General features: G+C 70.1%; 14 protein-coding genes. 9 read left to right on the forward strand and 5 right to left on the reverse strand.

Annotated features, from left to right (window positions below):
• Nucleotides 1-50: 50 nt before the first annotated feature.
• Complete coding sequence (locus tag ABH926_RS26150) at nucleotides 51-683, forward strand: maleylpyruvate isomerase N-terminal domain-containing protein (RefSeq protein ID WP_370368400.1); 633 nt, start codon at nucleotides 51-53, stop codon at nucleotides 681-683.
• A 9-nt stretch (nucleotides 684-692) separates the two neighbouring features.
• Here the strand turns inward: ABH926_RS26150 and ABH926_RS26155 are convergent, their stop codons facing one another.
• Nucleotides 693-1,262 carry a histidine phosphatase family protein gene (locus ABH926_RS26155; RefSeq protein WP_370368401.1) on the reverse strand — a complete coding sequence of 190 codons (570 nt, stop codon included), beginning with the start codon at nucleotides 1,260-1,262 and terminating at the stop codon, nucleotides 693-695.
• A 187-nt stretch (nucleotides 1,263-1,449) separates the two neighbouring features.
• Here ABH926_RS26155 and yicI point away from each other — a divergent pair, with 187 nt between their 5' ends.
• The 5 genes from yicI to ABH926_RS26180 all read left to right on the forward strand — a co-directional run bounded on the left by yicI (nucleotide 1,450) and on the right by ABH926_RS26180 (nucleotide 8,260).
• A complete protein-coding gene (gene yicI / locus ABH926_RS26160; RefSeq protein ID WP_370368402.1) occupies nucleotides 1,450-3,783 on the forward strand; it encodes an alpha-xylosidase in 2,334 nt (777 codons plus the stop codon).
• Between the two features lie 51 nt (nucleotides 3,784-3,834).
• A complete protein-coding gene (locus ABH926_RS26165) occupies nucleotides 3,835-5,532 on the forward strand; it encodes a Tat pathway signal sequence domain protein (protein ID WP_370368403.1) in 1,698 nt (565 codons plus the stop codon).
• A 2-nt stretch (nucleotides 5,533-5,534) separates the two neighbouring features.
• Nucleotides 5,535-6,575: an ABC transporter permease gene (locus ABH926_RS26170; RefSeq protein ID WP_370368404.1), complete on the forward strand. Its 1,041-nt coding sequence runs from the start codon at nucleotides 5,535-5,537 to the stop codon at nucleotides 6,573-6,575.
• Nucleotides 6,572-7,519, forward strand: a complete 948-nt coding sequence (locus ABH926_RS26175) for a carbohydrate ABC transporter permease (RefSeq protein WP_370368405.1) — start codon at nucleotides 6,572-6,574, stop codon at nucleotides 7,517-7,519. The genes ABH926_RS26170 and ABH926_RS26175 overlap by 4 nt, the downstream gene beginning before the upstream one ends.
• A 72-nt stretch (nucleotides 7,520-7,591) precedes the next feature.
• Nucleotides 7,592-8,260 (forward strand): GNAT family N-acetyltransferase, encoded by a 669-nt coding sequence (locus ABH926_RS26180; protein WP_370368406.1) that lies wholly within the window; start codon nucleotides 7,592-7,594, stop codon nucleotides 8,258-8,260.
• On the opposite strand, the gene ABH926_RS26185 is transcribed toward ABH926_RS26180, so the two are convergent.
• Nucleotides 8,238-8,654 carry a hypothetical protein gene (locus tag ABH926_RS26185; protein WP_370368407.1) on the reverse strand — a complete coding sequence of 139 codons (417 nt, stop codon included), beginning with the start codon at nucleotides 8,652-8,654 and terminating at the stop codon, nucleotides 8,238-8,240. The two genes, ABH926_RS26180 and ABH926_RS26185, sit on opposite strands and share 23 nt — an antisense overlap.
• 20 nt (nucleotides 8,655-8,674) lie before the next feature.
• Nucleotides 8,675-11,095 (reverse strand): glycoside hydrolase family 3 C-terminal domain-containing protein, encoded by a 2,421-nt coding sequence (locus ABH926_RS26190; protein ID WP_370368408.1) that lies wholly within the window; start codon nucleotides 11,093-11,095, stop codon nucleotides 8,675-8,677.
• Between the two features lie 175 nt (nucleotides 11,096-11,270).
• On the opposite strand from ABH926_RS26190, the gene ABH926_RS26195 reads away from it, so the two are divergent.
• Entirely contained in the window at nucleotides 11,271-13,259 is a 1,989-nt protein-coding gene (locus tag ABH926_RS26195) for a beta-galactosidase (RefSeq protein ID WP_370368409.1), read from the forward strand.
• A gap of 50 nt (nucleotides 13,260-13,309) precedes the next feature.
• Nucleotides 13,310-14,335 (forward strand): LacI family DNA-binding transcriptional regulator, encoded by a 1,026-nt coding sequence (locus ABH926_RS26200; protein WP_370368511.1) that lies wholly within the window; start codon nucleotides 13,310-13,312, stop codon nucleotides 14,333-14,335.
• Nucleotides 14,336-14,476: 141 nt separating this feature from the next.
• Here ABH926_RS26200 and ABH926_RS26205 read toward each other — a convergent pair whose 3' ends face one another.
• Nucleotides 14,477-14,848 (reverse strand): winged helix-turn-helix transcriptional regulator, encoded by a 372-nt coding sequence (locus ABH926_RS26205; RefSeq protein WP_370368410.1) that lies wholly within the window; start codon nucleotides 14,846-14,848, stop codon nucleotides 14,477-14,479.
• A gap of 95 nt (nucleotides 14,849-14,943) precedes the next feature.
• Between ABH926_RS26205 and ABH926_RS26210 the strand changes: the two genes are divergently transcribed.
• Nucleotides 14,944-15,783, forward strand: coding sequence for an SDR family oxidoreductase (locus ABH926_RS26210; protein ID WP_370368412.1), 840 nt, complete (start codon nucleotides 14,944-14,946; stop codon nucleotides 15,781-15,783).
• 235 nt (nucleotides 15,784-16,018) lie between these two features.
• On the opposite strand, the gene ABH926_RS26215 is transcribed toward ABH926_RS26210, so the two are convergent.
• A complete protein-coding gene (locus ABH926_RS26215; protein WP_370368414.1) occupies nucleotides 16,019-16,744 on the reverse strand; it encodes an HAD family hydrolase in 726 nt (241 codons plus the stop codon).
• Between the last annotated feature and the right edge of the window lie 45 nt (nucleotides 16,745-16,789).

Here is a 16,789-nt window from a genome sequence, read left to right on the forward strand (position 1 = left end):
GGGGGCGGCCGCGCCGCTGTGATCGGGAAGAACCGGGGGAGATCCGGCACATGATCCGAGAGAGCTACCTCGCGTCGGCCGACGCGGCGGCGAAGCTGCTGGCGCACCCGGCCGTGGCGGAGCGCTGGGACCGGCCCAGCGCGCTTACCGGCTACACCGTCGGCGGACTGGCGGGACATCTGGCTGGCCAGGTCAACGTGGTGGCCAAGGTCCTGGACGGCCCGGCCCCGGACACCGATCCGGTCACCGCGGTGGAGCACCTGCTGAACGCCAGATGGCTCGACGCCGAGCAGGACGGCGAGGTCCACCGCGGCATCCGGGCCAGCGGCGTGCAGTATGCGCAGGTCGGCGCGCAGACGCTGGCGCGGCAGACCGCTGAGGTGCTGGAGTGCCTGCGCCGCGAGCTCCCCGGCCAGCCCGCGCGGCGCGTGGTGCAGTTCCCGTGGGGCCCGCCGGCGCTGCTGCTGGACGACCTGCTGCTCAACCGGATGATGGAGATCGTCGTGCACCTCGACGACCTCGCGGTCAGCGTCGAGCTGCCCACGCCCGAGGTGCCCGCCGCGGCCACCGACGCCGTCATCGGCCTGCTGGCCGCCGTCGCGGCGCGGCGGCACGGGCCGGTGCCGGTGATCCGGGCGCTGACTCGGACCGAGCGCGCGCTGGAGACGATCGCGGCTTTCTGACGGCTGCCGCTACGGTACGTTCCACCCGAGCACGACAGGCGCCCCGTGCTCATAGCCCAGCGTGTTGATGGTCCCGGGATGCGGGTGCCCGAACTGCCGCGCCGCCGACGGGTCGAGCCCGAGCCAGCGCGCGGTGAGGATGCGGGACAGGTGGCCGTGCGCGATGACCGCCACGTCGCCGGTGTCCAGCAGCGGACGGACCCGGCCCAGGAACGCGTCGACCCGCTTGGCCACCTGCCCGAGGTCCTCGCCGCCGGCAACGCCGTCCCGCCACAGCTCCCAGCCGGGCTTGAGCTCCAGGATCTGCTCGGCGGTCAGCCCTTCGAAGCGGCCGTAGTCCCACTCGATCAGGTCGGCGTCGGGTTCGGCGCCGCTGAGCCCCGCCAGCTCGGCAGTCCGCACGGCACGCGTCAAAGGGCTGCTGTAGACGGCCGCGAACTCCCGTCCCGCCAGCCGAGGTGCCAGCGCACGCGCCGCTTCCTGCCCGGCTTCGGTCAACGGCAGGTCGGTACGGCCGGCGTGTTGGCCGGTCCGGCTCCAGGCGGTCTCGCCGTGCCTGATCACTATCAACTCGCTCACGACTGAGGACCGTATCCAGAAAGTTTCCGCCAGGTGTTGTTTCGCGCATCCGCACGCCTCTACGATGACGGACCATTGAAGCGCTTCGACAACCTCGACGAGGATCAAAGCGAAGTCGGCAGTCATGTCGGCGCTCTAGATCGAAGCGCTTCGATCGCACGTACCTGAAGACCCGAGAGGGAGTCCTGTGAAGTTCACCGATGGCTACTGGCTGATGCGGCCCGGCGTCCAGGCGGTCTATCCCGCCCAGGTGCTCGACGGGCGGATCGGTCCGGACTCGCTGGTCGTCCACGCCCCCTGCTACCGCTTCCACGATCGCGACGACCTGCTGCGGGGCCCGGCGCTGACGGTGGCGTTCAGCGCGCCGTTGCCGGATGTGATCCGGGTCGGCGTGACGCACTTCGCCGGGCAGGACCGCAAGCCGGATTTCGTGCTGGTGGACGGCGATTCCGAGGCCGAGCCGCCGGTGATCGCCGAGGACGGCGACGCGCTGACCTTCACCTCCGGTGCGCTCAGTGCCCGGATCGCCAAGGGGCCGCGCTGGAGCCTGGACTTCCTGGCCGGCGGCCGGCGGCTGACCGGCAGCGGGACCAAGGCGATGGCCGCGATCGGCACCGCCGACGGCGGCCACTTCGTCCGCGAGCAGTTGGACCTGGCGGTCGACGCGTTCGTCTACGGGCTCGGCGAGCGCTTCGGCCCGCTGGTGAAGAACGGCCAGTCCGTCGACAGCTGGAACGCCGACGGCGGCACGGCCAGCGAGCAGGCGTACAAAAACGTCCCGTTCTTCCTGACCAACGCCGGCTACGGCGTGTTCGTCAACCACCCCGGCCGGGTCTCCTTCGAGGTGGCCTCCGAGGCGGTGGCCCGGGCCCAGTTCAGCGTCGAGGGCCAGGAGCTGGAGTACTTCCTCATCTACGGCCCCACGCCCCGGGAGATCCTGGCCAAGTACACCGCGCTGACCGGCCGGCCGCCGCGGGTGCCGGCGTGGTCCTACGGGCTGTGGCTGTCCACCTCGTTCACCACCGACTACGACGAGGCGACCGTCGGGGGGTTCATCGACGAGATGGTGCGCCGCGACCTGCCGCTGTCGGTGTTCCACTTCGACTCGTTCTGGATGCGCGAGTTCAACTGGTGCGACTTCGAGTGGGATCCGCGTACCTTCCCCGACCCGCGCGGCATGCTGGAGCGGCTCAAGGCGCGGGGCCTGCGCGTCTGCGTGTGGATCAACCCTTACATCGCCCAGCGCTCGCCGCTGTTCGCCGAGGCCAAGGCCGCCGGGTACCTGCTGCGGCGGGCCAACGGCGACGTGTGGCAGTGGGACCTGTGGCAGCCGGGCCTGGCCGTCGTTGACTTCACCAACCCCGAGGCCCGCCAGTGGTACGCGAGCAAGCTGGACGCGCTGGTGGAGATGGGCGTGGACTGCTTCAAGTCCGACTTCGGCGAGCGCATCCCGACCGACGTGGTCTACGCCGACGGCGCCGACCCCGAGCGAGTGCACAACCTCTACGCGTACTACTACAACCAGACCGTCTTCGAGCTGCTGCGCAAACGGCGCGGCGAGGGCGAGGCCCTGGTGTTCGCCCGCTCGGCCACCGCCGGCTCGCAGCAGTTCCCGGTGCACTGGGGCGGCGACTGCGAGTCCACCTTCGAGGCGATGGCCGAGAGCCTGCGCGGCGGGCTGTCGCTGGGCCTGTCCGGCTTCGGGTACTGGAGTCACGACATCGGCGGCTTCGAGGGGACTCCGGATCCGGCGGTGTTCAAGCGCTGGATCGCCTTCGGGCTGCTGTCCTCGCACAGCCGGCTGCACGGCCACGAGTCCTACCGCGTCCCCTGGCTGTTCGACGAGGAGGCGGTGGACGTGCTGCGGCACTTCACCAAGCTCAAGGCCCGCCTGATGCCGTACCTGCTCAAGACGGCCGAGCAGGCGGTCGGCGCCGGCGCTCCGGTGATGCGCGCGATGGTGCTGGAGTTCCCGGACGACCCGGCGTGCACGCACCTGGAGCGGCAGTACATGCTCGGCGACGACCTGCTCGTCGCGCCGGTGTTCTCCGCCGGCGACGCGGTGCGGTACTACGTGCCGGAGGGCACGTGGACGCATCTGCTGACGGGGGAGAAGGTGGTGGGCCCGCGCTGGGCCACTGAGCACCACGGCTTCGACAGCGTCCCGCTGCTGGCCCGGCCGGGCTCGGTGATCCCGGTCGGCGCGGTCGAGGACGGGCCGGAGTACGACTACGCGGCCGGCGTCACCCTGCGGGTGTCCGAGCTCGACGACGGAGCCGAGGTGTGCACGGTGGTCCCGGCCGCCGACGGCTCGGTGCTCGCGACGTTCACCACGCGCCGGGCCGGTCGTGAAATCCGGGTCACCTGCTCCAACGGCGTGCAGGGCTGGATGGTTCAGCTCTCGGGGGTGGCCGGCGCGGCTGTCGAAGGCGGTTCGACAACAGCTGATCCACTGGGCGTCATCGCGCGGGCCGAAGGTGAGACCGTGGTGCTGACGCTGGATGTTACCGCTCACAACTAGATATCGCCGACAACTGGAAACACCGTCATATCCGTTTCGATGGAGGGTCCCATGGCAGGTTCCAACGGCGTCTCGCGCCGTCAGATGTTCAAGACCTCCGCGGCTTTCGGCGGGGCGATAGCCGCGGCCCCGCTGCTGTCCGCCTGCGGTTCCGGCACCGCCGCGACCAAGACCAGCGGCGTCGCGGCCAAGAGCGCGGTGCAGGCGGTGCTGCCGGCCTACAAGGCCAGCAGCGTGGTCACGGCCGACATCCCCTCGGTGGCCGGCACGAACGGCGCGGCCAGCGACCCGGCCTTCCTGTCCTACCCGGCCAGCCCGCCCAAGTCGGTGGCCGGCGCGGTCGGCGACGGCGGCTCGTACACGGCCGTCTCGCCGATCTGGGGCTCGGTCCCGGCGCCGGGCAACAGCTACTACACGGCCGTGAACCAGGCCCTGGGCGCGACGCTGACCGACAGCCCGTCGGACGGCACGACCTTCGCCACGATGCTGGCCACCCGCTTCGCCTCCGGCAACATCCCGGACTGGCTGGACGTGCCCGGCTGGAACGTCTCCTCGATCCAGAACTTCGCCGAGGGCGTCGACAAGTTCTTCAAGGACCTGACGCCCTACCTCGGCGGCGACAAGGCGCTGGACTACCCGAACCTGGCGGCCATCCCCACCGGCGGCTGGCAGGCCGGGGTGTGGAACGGCAAGCTGTACGGCATCCCGCTGTGGACCTCGGCGGCCAGCATCCCCGGCGCGATGTTCTACCGCGCCGACATCTTCAAGGCCGCCGGCATCGACCCCGCCACCGTCACCTCCGCGGACACGCTCAAGGCAGTCGGCAAGCAAGTCACCGTCCCGGGCAAGGGCCAGTACGCCTTCGAGGACCTGAGCACCTTCCTGTACCAGCTGTTCAACGTCCCGGCCAACAACGGCCGCACCGGCTGGAAGCGCGACAGCACCGGCAAGCTGGTCAACGGCTATGAGGTGCCGGAGTTCCTGGAACTGTTGAACTTCGCCAACGGCCTGGCCAAGGGCGGTCTGGTCCACCCCGACGCGCTGGCCGGCGACGCCTCCAAGGCCAAGAACCGCTTCTGGGCCGGCAAGACCGTGATCACCGCGGACGGCACCGGCGCGTGGAACAAGGGCGACGCGCAAAGCGGTGTCGCGGCCAACCCGGCCTATGAGCGCCAGGCGTTCAAGGTCTTCGCCTTCGACGGCGGCAAGCCCTCGATGCCGCTCTACCCGGGCGCGGGCATGTTCTCCTACCTGAACAAGAAGCTCACCGACGCTCAGGTCAAGGAGCTGCTGCGGATCGCCGACTACCTGGCCGCCCCCTTCGGCAGCGCCGAGTACCTGATCTCCCGGTACGGCAAGGAAGGCGTCGACTACACCATGACCGACGGCGCCCCGATCCTCACCGACCAGGGCAACAAGGACGTCACCGACACCCTGGACCAGCTGGCCAACTGCCAGTCGGTGACCTTTAACGCCGGCTACAACCAGATCACCAAGGACTACGCCGCCTGGCAGGCCGACATGGTGCAGCACGCGTACAAGCCGCTGTTCTACGCCATGAACATCAGCGAGCCGGCCGAGACCGCCAAGGCGAGCACGGCCCTGGAGGCCGTCATCACCGACGTGCGGATGGGCCGCAAAAGCGTGGCGGACTACCAGTCGGCGCTGAGCACGTGGCAGAACAGCGGCGGCAACCAGTTGCGGGACTTCTACGAGGGCATCGCCAAGCAGTACGGCACAGGGAACTGACGATGAGCGTGTCGACAGCGCCGCCCCGTTCCCGCCCGGGCTCCCGGTTCCGCCCGGGCTCCCGCTTCCCTGGTTCGCGTTCCCGTTCGAACTCCCGTCCCGGGACGCGGCTGTCCTGGCGGATCCGGCTGCGCAGGGACAAGTCCCTGCTGCTGATGACGATCCCCGCCCTGCTGCTGCTCGTGCTGTTCAACTACCTGCCGATGGCCGGCATCATCGTGGCCTTCGAGCACTACGACATCTACCAGGGCCTGATCCACTCCGACTTCGTCGGCCTGGACGAGTTCCGCCAGCTGGTCGCCAACCCCGACTTCTGGCACGCGTTCGAGAACACGCTGGTGATCAGCTTCGTCCAGCTGATCCTGTACTTCCCGATCCCGATCGCGCTGGCCCTGATGGTCAACACCGTCCTGAGCCCGAGGATCCGCGGCTTCATCCAGGCCGTGGTGTACCTGCCGCACTTCTTCTCCTACGTCCTGGTGATCACCATCTTCCAGGAGTTCCTCGGCGGCGCGGGCGTGCTGAACGTCTTCCTGAACAAGCACGGGATCTCCTCGTGGAACGTCATGACGGACCCGCACACGTTCAAGTACCTCGTCACGGCCCAGGCGGTGTGGAAGGAGGCGGGCTGGGGCCTGATCGTCTTCCTGGCCGCCCTGGCCGCGATCGACCAGTCGTTGTACGAGGCGGCGGCCGTCGACGGCGCCGGCCGCTGGCGCCGCATGCGGCACATCACGATGCCGGGCCTGCGCGGCATCGTGGTGCTGATGCTGGTGCTGCGCCTGGGCAACGCCCTGAGCGTGGGCTTCGAGCAGATGCTGATCCAGCGCCAGGCGGTCGGCGCGGGAGCGGCGGACGTGCTGGACACGTACTCCTACATCTACGGGATCGGCGGCGGCTTCGGCTCGGCCACCACCATGGGCGCCGACTACAGCTACGGCGCCGCGGCCGGCCTGTTCAAGGCGGTGCTGTCGCTGATCCTGATCCTGGGCGCCAACAGACTCGCGCACGCATTCGGTGAGGACGGGCTGTACAGAAAATGAGCACTCTGATCCAACCCCCGCGCGCCGTGACCACCGCGCCGCGCAAGCGCGCCAAGGGCCGCGAGGTCTGGGAGGAGACCCCGACCTGGTTCGGCCAGTTCGGCAAGGGCACGGTGCTGACCGTGGTGTGCGCCCTGGTCGTGGTCCCGGTCTGGGCCGTGGTCCTGACCAGCTTGTCCACCAAGGGCTCGATCAACGGCGCCGGCGGCCTGGTCCTGGTCCCGCACGGCCTGAGCCTGCAGAACTACCAGCTGATCTTCAGCGGCGGGACGGTGTCGCAGGCACTGTACGTGAGCCTGTTCGTGACGCTGATCGGCACCGCGCTGTCGATGATCGTCAGCGTCCTGTGCGCCTACGGCCTGTCCCGCCCGCACTCCTTCGGCCAGCGGCCGCTGCTGCTGATGATGATCGTCACGATGTTCTTCAACGGCGGCCTGATCCCCACCTTCCTGGTGGTCAGTGACCTGAAGCTGTACGGCAGCCTGTGGGCGATGATCCTGCCGTCGATGGTGAACGTCTTCAACATCCTCATCATCCGCTCCTTCTTCCAGAACACCGCCGCCGAGATGATCGAGGCCGCGCGCCTGGACGGCGCCAACGAGTGGCGCCTGCTGTGGTCGGTGGTCATCCCGACCTCGCGCCCGGTCCTGGCGGTCATGACGATGTTCTACGCGGTCACCTACTGGGGCACGTTCTTCAACGCGCTCCTGTACGAACCCGACAGCCGCAAGTGGCCCCTGGCGATGGTGATCTACGAGTACACGTACTCCGGCAACCAGATGCCCGGCATGGGCACCACCGGCATCGGCGGGCTGCAGAACGCCTCGCAGCTGGGCCTGCAGATGTGCGTGGTGTCGCTGTCGCTGGTGCCGATCATCGTGCTCACGCCGTTCGTGCAGAAGCACTTCGCCAAGGGGATGCTGACAGGGGCGATCAAGGGCTGACGGGGGCCGTGGCGAGCAATGCCGGGCGCGAAAACTCCTGGCGGAAGGGTGCGGCCGATGAGAATCTCGGCTATGGACGATTTGCCCTACTGGCCCATGACCAACCTGCGGCTGACCACGCCGAGACTGGAATTGCGGTTCCCGTCGAACCTCGACCTGGCGGCGCTGGCCACGGTGGCCGTCGGCGGCATCCATGACCCCGCCGTGCAGCCGTTCACCGCCGAGTGGACTGACGCGCCTCCCGCTCAGGTCGCGCTGAGCACTATGCAGTACCAGTGGGGAACCTGGGCGAACTGGAAACCGAATGATTGGGGGCTGAGCTTCGTCACTGTCCACAGCGGTCAGATCATCGGCACCCAGGAGATCGGCGCGAAGGACTTCGCGGTGTTGCGCGAGGTCCACAGCGGGTCCTATCTCGGCCGGGCCTTTCAGGGCCGAGGATTTGGAGCGGAGATGCGAGCGGCCGTGCTCCACCTGGCCTTCGCCGGTCTCGGTGCCCAGCACGCGACGTCCGGGGCGTTCGAGGACAACCAGGCGTCGCTCGGCGTCTCGCGCAAACTCGGATACCGCGAAGACGGCATCCAACGCTGTGTCGTGCGTGGCAAGGCATCGGTCCTGCGGCGCCTACGCCTGACCCGGGAAGACTGGGAGGCGCACCGCACGGCGCCAGTCGAGATCCACGGATTGGAACCGTGCCTGCCGCTGTTGGGCGCAGGACCTAACCATGCGACATTGCGGTAGCCGGGGACAGCCCCTTGACGGTCACGACGGACACCGACCCGGGTGAGCGCGTCACACGCACAGTGAAGGCATCGCGGTGGGGCTCGAGCACCACCGCGATGTAGCGTTGGTCCGCGCCGCGTACGTCGTCGACCATGTCGGCCGCGTCGCTCGGCTCGACGGCGACATCGGCGCCGGTGTGACAGCCGGAGGCGGTGCGCAGAATGATCACAGCTCCGGCAGTCACCGAGGTGACGGTGATGTCGTGGGCTGTGGCGTCCTCGATCACCGGTCCGGCCGGGTCGCGGCTGATCGTCTTCCCGCAGATCACGGTGGGCGGCGCGCCGCCTTTGGAAGACGCGCAGGACACACAGGAAGCCGCGATGGCCAGGCCGGCGAGGAGCCGGCTCGCCAACACACCGGGGGAGTGAGTAGTCACATCGCTACGGACGCGCTGGGCACGATCGAGGTTGCCCGGATATCCCGCGACGAAGCCCCGACCAGCACCTCATACCGTCCTTCGTCGAGGGCGAACTCCTGTGCCGCCTCGTCCCAGAACGCCAGGTCCGCCACCGGTACCTCGAACGCGACCTGCTCCCGGCCGCCCGACGCCAGCTGCACCTTCGCGAAGCCCGCGAGCTTGCGTAGCGGACGGCGCTCGCCGTCGAGCGAGCGGGTGTACAGCTGCACGACCTCCGCGCCGTCGCGGGCGCCGACGTTGGCGACGTCCAGCGTGACCGTCAGCGCCACCTCCGAACGCGCGACCTGCAGGCCCGAGTACTCGAACGCCGTGTACGACAGCCCGTGGCCGAACTCCCACAGGTGCTCGCGCCGCGAATACTGATACGTCCACTGCGACCCGATCACGTCGTAGTCGTACGGATCCGGCAGGCCGTCGGCGCTCGCGTACCAGGTCTGCGGCAGCCGGCCCGAGGGGTTGTGCCGGCCGGTCAGCACGTCGGCGACCGCCGTGCCGAGCTCCTGGCCGGCGTGCGAGGTCCACACGATGCGGGGGATCGCGGTGTCGATCGCGTAGGGATAGCTGGAGACGACCACCAGCGTCGTGGCCGGGTTCGCGGCGTGCACCGCCTTCAGCAGCGCCTGCTGGTGCGGCGGCAGCGCGAGGCCGTCGCGGTCGATGGTCTCGCGGCCGTTGATGTGCGGGTCGTTGCCGAGGACCAGGATCACGTGTTCGGCGCCGGCCGCCGCCCGGACCGCCTCGTCGAGTCCTGAGGCGACCACCTGCAGGGTGAACACATCCGAGGGGGCCTCCAGGTCGGCCACCAGGTCGCCGTCGGCGCCGACGCGCACGTACCGGCCGGTCGCGTTCGACCGCAGCGCGATGCCATCCGCCGCGGCCACTTCCTCGAACTCGAACAGCTCCCGCACCACCCAGCCGTCCGGCGTCGCGGCGCTCGCCGCCACGACCGCATCCTCGCCCACGCTCAAGTACTGACCGGAGGACAGGAGTTGGAGCGTGTGCACAGCGTTCGGGCACTGCACGCTCGTACTCCAGTCGACATGCTTGAAGGGCCCGAACTCGGCCCCGCCGGCCGACCGCAGCACCACGGTGTCCGACCCGTCGACCGGCACAGCGGCGCCAAGCGCCTCGGCGATGGACACCGAGTAGGGCAGCGTCCCGCTGTACCAGTCGGTCAGCACCCGCGACCCCAAGTGCCCGATGACCGCGACCGACTCCGAGGACGATTCCGAGGACGACTCCGACGTCGATTCCGCGGACGATTCCGAGGTCGACAGGCCGGCCAGCGGCGGCTCACCGCCCTCGTTGCGCAGCAGCACCACCGAAGCGCGCGCCGCCTCCAAAGCCAGCGCCGTATGCTCCGCGCACGCGATCACATCGGCCCGGATGCCGGCGTACGGATCTGTCTCCGGATCGAACTCGCCGGTGCGCTGCCGCATCAGCAGCACCCGCCCGACCGCCGCGTCGATGTCCGCCTCGCTCACCAGCCCCCGCGCCAGGGCCTCGGTGAACCGCTCGATCGTCGGCGCGCTGTCCTCGGAGTTGTCGGTGAAGCTGTCGATCCCGGCCAGCAGCGCGGCCGCGTGCGACTCGACGTGCGACGGGTAGTACTTCTCCCGCTCGACCAGGTTCGACGGCGCCTGCGCGTCCGAGCACACCGCCAGCTGCGGATCCCACGCCCGCAGCGCGGAGCGGATCAGGGGGTGGACATGGTTCGGGACCCCGTTGACCAGGTTGTAGCCGGGCATCACGCCGGCGACCGCGCCGTCCTCGATCGGGCGCCGGAACGCCGGCAGCTCGTATTCGTGCAGCACCCGCTCCGGGACTGTGGCGCTGGCGATGTCGCGGTCGGTCTCGGCGTTGTAGGCGAGGAAGTGCTTGAGCAGGGGAGCGGTCCGCCACACCCGCGGGTCCTCGCCGCGCAGACCGCGGCAGTAGGCGATCGCCATCTCGCCGGTGGCGTACGGGTCCTCGCTGTACCCCTCCTCGTTGCGGCCCCAGCGCGGGTCGCGCAGCAGGTTCACCACTGGGGCCCACACGTTCAGCGACACCATCGGGTACTTCTCGGCGACGTCGTTCTTCTGCATCGCGTTCTCCGTGTCCTGGCGGAACGCGCGGACCTCGCGGGACACGGCCTGCCCGACCCGCCGCACCAGTTCGGTGTCCCAGGTCGCGCCGAGCCCGACGGCCTGCGGGAACACCGTGGCGCGCCCGATCCAGCCGACGCCGTGCAGCGCCTCGCAGCCGGTGGTGAACGCCGCCAGTCCCAGGCGCGGGACGGCCGGCTGGTGCTGGTGCAGCATCGCGATCTTCTCCTCGATGCCCAGCTCGGCCAGGAGGGTGGCGGGATCGCGGTAGCGGGGGGCCTGGGTCACGGATGCGTCCTTCTGGGCGGCGGAGACAATCGAAGCGCTTCGATGTTTTCGGTCACCCGCGCCGGTGTCAAGGGGCGGGCGATCTCCGTGCGGACCTTGTGTCCCCGCCTTCGGCTGCCGTAGGGTCGGATATCGAAGCGCTTCGATTGGTCGTCCATCCCGGAGAGGTCCCTCGGTGCCACACCTGAACGACGCTACCCGCGGCCGGTTCCTGTACGGCGGCGACTACAACCCCGAGCAGTGGCCCGAACAGGTGTGGGTCGAGGACATGGCCCTGATGCGCCGGGCGGGTGTGAACACCGTGACCGTAGGCGTGTTCTCCTGGGCCCGCTACGAGCCCCGGCCCGGCGAGCGCGACTTCGCATGGCTGGACCGTGTCCTGGACCTGGTGCACGCCAACGGCATCAGCGCGATCCTCGCCACCCCGACCGCCTCCCCGCCGCCGTGGCTCGGCCACCTGCACCGCGACACCCTGCCGGTGATGGCCGACGGCGTCGTGCACGGATACGGCTCGCGCAACCAGTACTGCCCCTCCTCGCCGGTCTACCGCGAGCGGGCCGACGCGATCGTCGAAGATCTCGCGGCCCGGTACTCCCGCCACCCGGCCGTCGTGATGTGGCACGTCGGCAACGAGCCGGGCCCCTGGTGCTGGTGCCGCAACTGCGAATTCGGCTTCCGCCGCTGGCTGCGCGAACGCTACGGCGACGGCGAGGACGGCCTGGCGGCCCTGAACCAGGCCTGGGGCACCGTGTTCTGGAGCCAGCACTACGGCGGCTGGGCCGAGATCAAACCGCCGCGCGCCGCCCCGTACATGCTCAACCCCGCGCAGGTCCTGGACTACAGCCGCTTCCTGTCCGACGCCCTGGTCGCCTGCTTCGACGCCGAGGCGGCGATCCTGCGGCGGCACAACCCCGACCTGCCGATCACCACCAACCTGATCCCCGACTATCACGCGATCGACCAGTGGGACCTGCGCGGCCGCTTCGACTTCGCCTCCGTGGACAGCTACCCCGACCCCGCGCTCGGCCCCGCAGCCGGCGCCGACCACGCCTACGCCGCCGACCTGGCCCGCTCACTGTCCGGCGGCCGACCCTGGGTCCTCATGGAACAGGCCCCCTCCGAGGTGAACTGGCGGCAGGTCAACAAGCACAAGAAGCCCGGCCAGATGCGGCTGTACTCGCTGCAGGCCATCGCGCGCGGCGCCGACGCCTCCCTGTTCTTCCAATGGCGCCAGGCCGCCTCCGGCGCCGAACGGTTCCACTCCGGCATGCTGCCCAACGCCGGACCCGACACTCGCACCTTCCGCGAGGTCACCGACCACGGCCGCGAACTGGCCGCGGACGAAGGACTCAGGGCCCTGGTCGGGACGACGACGGCGGCGCGCGCCGCGATCGTGCTGGACTGGCCGAGCCGCTGGGCGCTGGGCTGGCGGGGCAAGCCGTCGGAGCGGGTGGACTACCAGCGGATCGTGAAGCAGTGGCATGCCTCGCTGTGGCGGCAGAACATCACCGCGGACTTCGTGCGGGTCGGCGACGACCTGAGCGGCTACGCCCTGGTCCTGGCCCCGGCGCTGCACGTGCTGTCCACGGCCGACGCCGAACACCTGGCGCGCTACGCCCACGACGGCGGATGCCTGGTCGTCGGCCACCTGAGCGGGACCGTCGATCAGACCACGCGCCTGCATCCCGGCGGCTATCAGGCTGCGGCGTTGCGCGAGGCGCTGGGGGTGTTCGTCGAGGAGCTTCATCCGTTGGACGAGGGCGAGACAGAGCCCTGCCGGTCCGCCGAGCTCGGCGCGTTCGACGCCGTGGACTGGACCGAGCTGGTGCATCCGCGCGGTGCGCGGGTCGTCGCCGAGCTGGGCGACGGCCGGGCCGCGGTGACCCGGAACGTCCACGGCTCCGGCACGGCCTGGTACCTCGCGGTCCAGCCGGCCGGCGAGGGCCTGGACCGGATCCTGTCCGAGGCGGCGCGCCGGGCCGGGGTCGGACCGGCGCTGGCCGGGCTGCCGGCGGGCGTGGAGGCGGTGCGGCGCGGCGGCACGCTGGTGCTGCTCAACCACAACGCGGCGGCCGTGAAGATCGACGAGGGTATCGACGAGGGTCCGGACGTCGCCGGATGCGAACTGCCCGGGTTCGGCGTCCTGCTCCACGACGGCCGGTGAGACAGTCCACAATGACAGGCATGACCGATCCGAAGGGCCAGGGTACGAGGATGGCGACACTCGCCGAAGTGGCGAAGCACGCGGGGGTCTCGCCGAGCACGGTGTCCTACGTCCTGAGCGGCAAGCGCTCGATCTCGGACTCGACCCGGCTGCGGGTGCAGGCCGCGATCGACGCGCTCGGCTACCACCCCAACGCCGGGGCCCGGGCGCTGGCCAGCAGCAAGTCGCACATCGTGGCGCTGGTCGTGCCGCTGCGCACGGATCTGTACGTGCCGGTGATGATGCAGATCGCGATCGCGGTCACCACCACCGCCCGCCAGTACGGGCACGACGTGCTGCTGATCACCAACGACGAGGGCCCCGACGGCGTGCGCCGGGTGGCCGGCAGCGGCCTGGCCGACGGCGTGATCCTGATGGACGTGGAGCTGGAGGACGAGCGGGTGGAGGTGCTGCGCCGCCAGGGCACCCGGGCCTCGCTGATCGGCCTGCCCGCGGACCCCGCCGGGCTGTCCTGCGTGGACCTGGACTTCGCCGCCGCCGGCGCCGCGGCCGCCGACCACCTGGCGGACCTGGGCCACCGCCAGATCGCCTTCATCGGCCAGAGCGAGGGCGTCTACCGCCGCCACACCGGCTTCGCCGAGCGCACGCTGGCCGGGTTCCAGGAGCGCTGCACGGCACGCGGCCTGCGCGCGGTGCACCGGCCCTGCGACGCCTCGTTCGAAGGCGCCGCCGGCGTCCTGGCGCGCATCTTCGAGGACCGGCCGGACACCACCGGACTGGTGGTGCAGAACGAGGCGATGATCGCGCCGCTGCTGGGCCTGCTGCGCTCCTCGGGGCGCACGGTCCCGGAGGAGGTGTCGATAGTGGCGATCGGCCCGGACGAGCCGGTGGCGGTGCAGACCTCACCGCGGCTGACGACGATTCCGGTGCCCGCGCAGGAGCTCGGGCGGCAGGCGGTGGAGATGCTGCTGGGGCCCGATGCCGGCAAGTCCGGGGTGACGCTGCTGCCGCCGACGCTGTCGGTGCGGGAGAGCACGGCGCCGGCGCCGGGGCCCGCTGCGGGTTCGGGGCGCTGAGACGGGCCGGATTCGGGGCTCCCAGAAGCGGGAGCCTCTTGTGCGGACACTGTTCCGGTGCCCGCTGCTCCAGTGTCCGCAACTCCGCTTTCCGGCTACTCCGCTACTCCGCTACTCCGGTGTCCGCCGCCGCGCTTTCCGCTACTCCGCGCCGGGCGCCGAGAGCCGCCGGGTGATCCGGCCGAAGAGCTCTTCCAAAGGCTCGCCGAGTTCCCGTCCGAACTCGGTGAGCCCGTAGGTGACCTGTGGCGGCGTCGTCGGCTCGACGTGCCGCCAGACCAGGCCGTCCTGGACCAGTGCGCGCAGCGACTGCGAGAGCATCTTCTCGCTGACGCCCTCGATGCTTTCGCGCAGTTCGAAGAAGCGCAGATCGCCGCGCTGCAGGCAGATCAGGACCCAGATGCCCCAGCGGCTGGTGACGTGGTCGACCACGTCGCGCGCGGGGCAGTCGGTGTGAAACACGTCATAGCGTGCCCTGACATCGGGTGGGGTGAGCTGTGCGCCTCCGGCCATGGCAGGAGCTTACCTTCAGGTACGTCCTTACCAAAAGTTAGCCCGGATCCTAGCGTTGCGGTCATAAGGAAACACCAGCACGAAGGAGCTGTTCCATGATCGTGGTGACCGGTGCCACCGGAAACATAGGCAGGCCGCTGACCCAGGCGCTCGCCGACGCGGGCCAGGAGGTGACGGCGGTGTCGCGGCACGCCGCGCCGGTGCCGGCCGGCGTCCGCCACGTGGTGGCCGACCTGGCCGCGCCCGACAGCCTGAAGCCGGTCCTGACCGGGGCGAAGGCGCTGTTCCTGCTGCTGTCTGGCGACCTGCACGCGGTCGGGGCCAACCCGGCCGACGTCGTGAGGGCGGCGGCGCAGGCGGGAGTCCGGCGCCTGGTCCTGCTGTCGACCCAGGGCGTCGCGACCCGGCCGTTCGGCACGACGCGGATCAAGATGCTGGCGTTGGAGGACGTGGTGCGGAAGTCCGGCCTGGACTGGGCGATCCTGCGGCCCGGCGGCTTCGCCACCAACGCCCTGTGGTGGGCCGAGTCGGTGCGCACGCGGCAACTCGTCGCGGCGCCCTTCGGCGACACCGGCGTCCCGATCATCGACCCGACGGACATCGCCGAGGTCGCGGCGGCCTGCCTGGTGGACGACCGCCACACCGGCGGCGTGTACACACTGACCGGCCCGGAGGTCATCACGCCGCGCGGGCAGACGGAGGCCATCGCCGCCGCACTGGGCACGCCGGTGCGCTTCCACGAGCTCACCCGCGCCGAGGCGAAGGCCTATATGACGCAGAGTATGCCGGGCGAGCTCGCCGACGACACGCTCGACATCCTCAGCGCGCCGAGCGAGGCCGAGCTGCAGATCAGCCCGGATGTCGAGCGGGTGCTGGGGCGGGTGCCGCGGTCGTTCGGGGAGTGGGCGGCGCGGAACGTCGAGGCGTTTCGGTAGCGCGGGATAACAGGCCCGAAGCGTGGTAACGCGCAATCCGCTGCGGGTCGACAGCAAGTCTTCGCCAACGGCGACGGGATGTGTTCCGTAAGCGGCCGCGATTCGTAGGCGGCCGCGAGCCGGATCCCAGTGACCTGACCGATCCGCAGTGGAACTTGATCCGGCCGGTGATCGCGTGTCGCGGCACCGAGGCCGAACACCGCGGGGGGTATGCGGTGGAACTCTGCTCCGCGGATCAGGGTTCCGCGACGATCGTTGCGACGCCATAGAGATCACCGGTCTGCCGCTCGGCGACACTGCCGGCGGTCCGCACATGGATGGCGGGGATGCCGCCGGCCTGCGCCCCCTGCACGTCCGCGGTGAGACTGTCACCGATCATCCACACGCGCCGGGGCCACCGGGCCGCCGCCAGCGCAAGCCGGAAGGCTTCCGGATGCGGCTTCTCGTATCCGGTGACCGCCGAGTTGACCACTGCCGAGAACCGCGCTCGCAGCCCCAACGCCGCCAGCAGCCCGTCAAGCTCCGGCACATGGTTGGACACCAGAATGTGATCCCATCCTTGCTCAGACAGCGCGGTGAGCACCGGTAGCGTGTCATCGAACAGACGCCAACATCCCGGGTCGGGGTAGATCTCACGCACTGCGCCGGCGGCCAGGCGGGCAGTGTTGCTCGGCACGCCGAGCCGCTCCAGTGCGGCGGACAGAACAGCGGCCAGGTGCGCCCACCACAGGTCGGGTGAGTTCAAGTGCGGGTGGCCGACCTCGTGCTCATGCCAGGGGAAACCCGCTGACAACTGCCCGGCGATGTCCGATCGCTCCAGGCCGTGGCCGACCGCGGCACCGTCGAGGGCCTGCAGCAGCGCGCCCGACCACATTCCTGGACGCTCTCCCAACGTCCCGTCGAAGTCCCACAGCAGAACTCCGATGCCGGCCATGGCCCACCGTCCCGTCTCCAACGTCATCAAGACCAGAATCAGGCAAAGTCTTCCCAACCGCTCGCTCAGGCT

Source organism: Catenulispora sp. GP43 (assembly GCF_041260665.1).
Lineage (GTDB): Bacteria > Actinomycetota > Actinomycetes > Streptomycetales > Catenulisporaceae > Catenulispora.

Bases quoted from the DNA above. Each gene is read 5' to 3' on its own strand.
- ABH926_RS26170 (WP_370368404.1), top strand. From the start codon at position 5,535: ATGAGCGTGTCGACAGCGCCGCCCCGTTCCCGCCCGGGCTCCCGGTTC.
- ABH926_RS26210 (WP_370368412.1), top strand. From the start codon at position 14,944: ATGATCGTGGTGACCGGTGCCACCGGAAACATAGGCAGGCCGCTGACC.
- ABH926_RS26180 (WP_370368406.1), top strand. From the start codon at position 7,592: ATGGACGATTTGCCCTACTGGCCCATGACCAACCTGCGGCTGACCACG.
- ABH926_RS26205 (WP_370368410.1), bottom strand. From the start codon at position 14,848: ATGGCCGGAGGCGCACAGCTCACCCCACCCGATGTCAGGGCACGCTAT.
- ABH926_RS26175 (WP_370368405.1), top strand. From the start codon at position 6,572: ATGAGCACTCTGATCCAACCCCCGCGCGCCGTGACCACCGCGCCGCGC.
- ABH926_RS26200 (WP_370368511.1), top strand. From the start codon at position 13,310: ATGGCGACACTCGCCGAAGTGGCGAAGCACGCGGGGGTCTCGCCGAGC.
- ABH926_RS26215 (WP_370368414.1), bottom strand. From the start codon at position 16,744: ATGACGTTGGAGACGGGACGGTGGGCCATGGCCGGCATCGGAGTTCTG.
- ABH926_RS26165 (WP_370368403.1), top strand. From the start codon at position 3,835: ATGGCAGGTTCCAACGGCGTCTCGCGCCGTCAGATGTTCAAGACCTCC.
- ABH926_RS26150 (WP_370368400.1), top strand. From the start codon at position 51: ATGATCCGAGAGAGCTACCTCGCGTCGGCCGACGCGGCGGCGAAGCTG.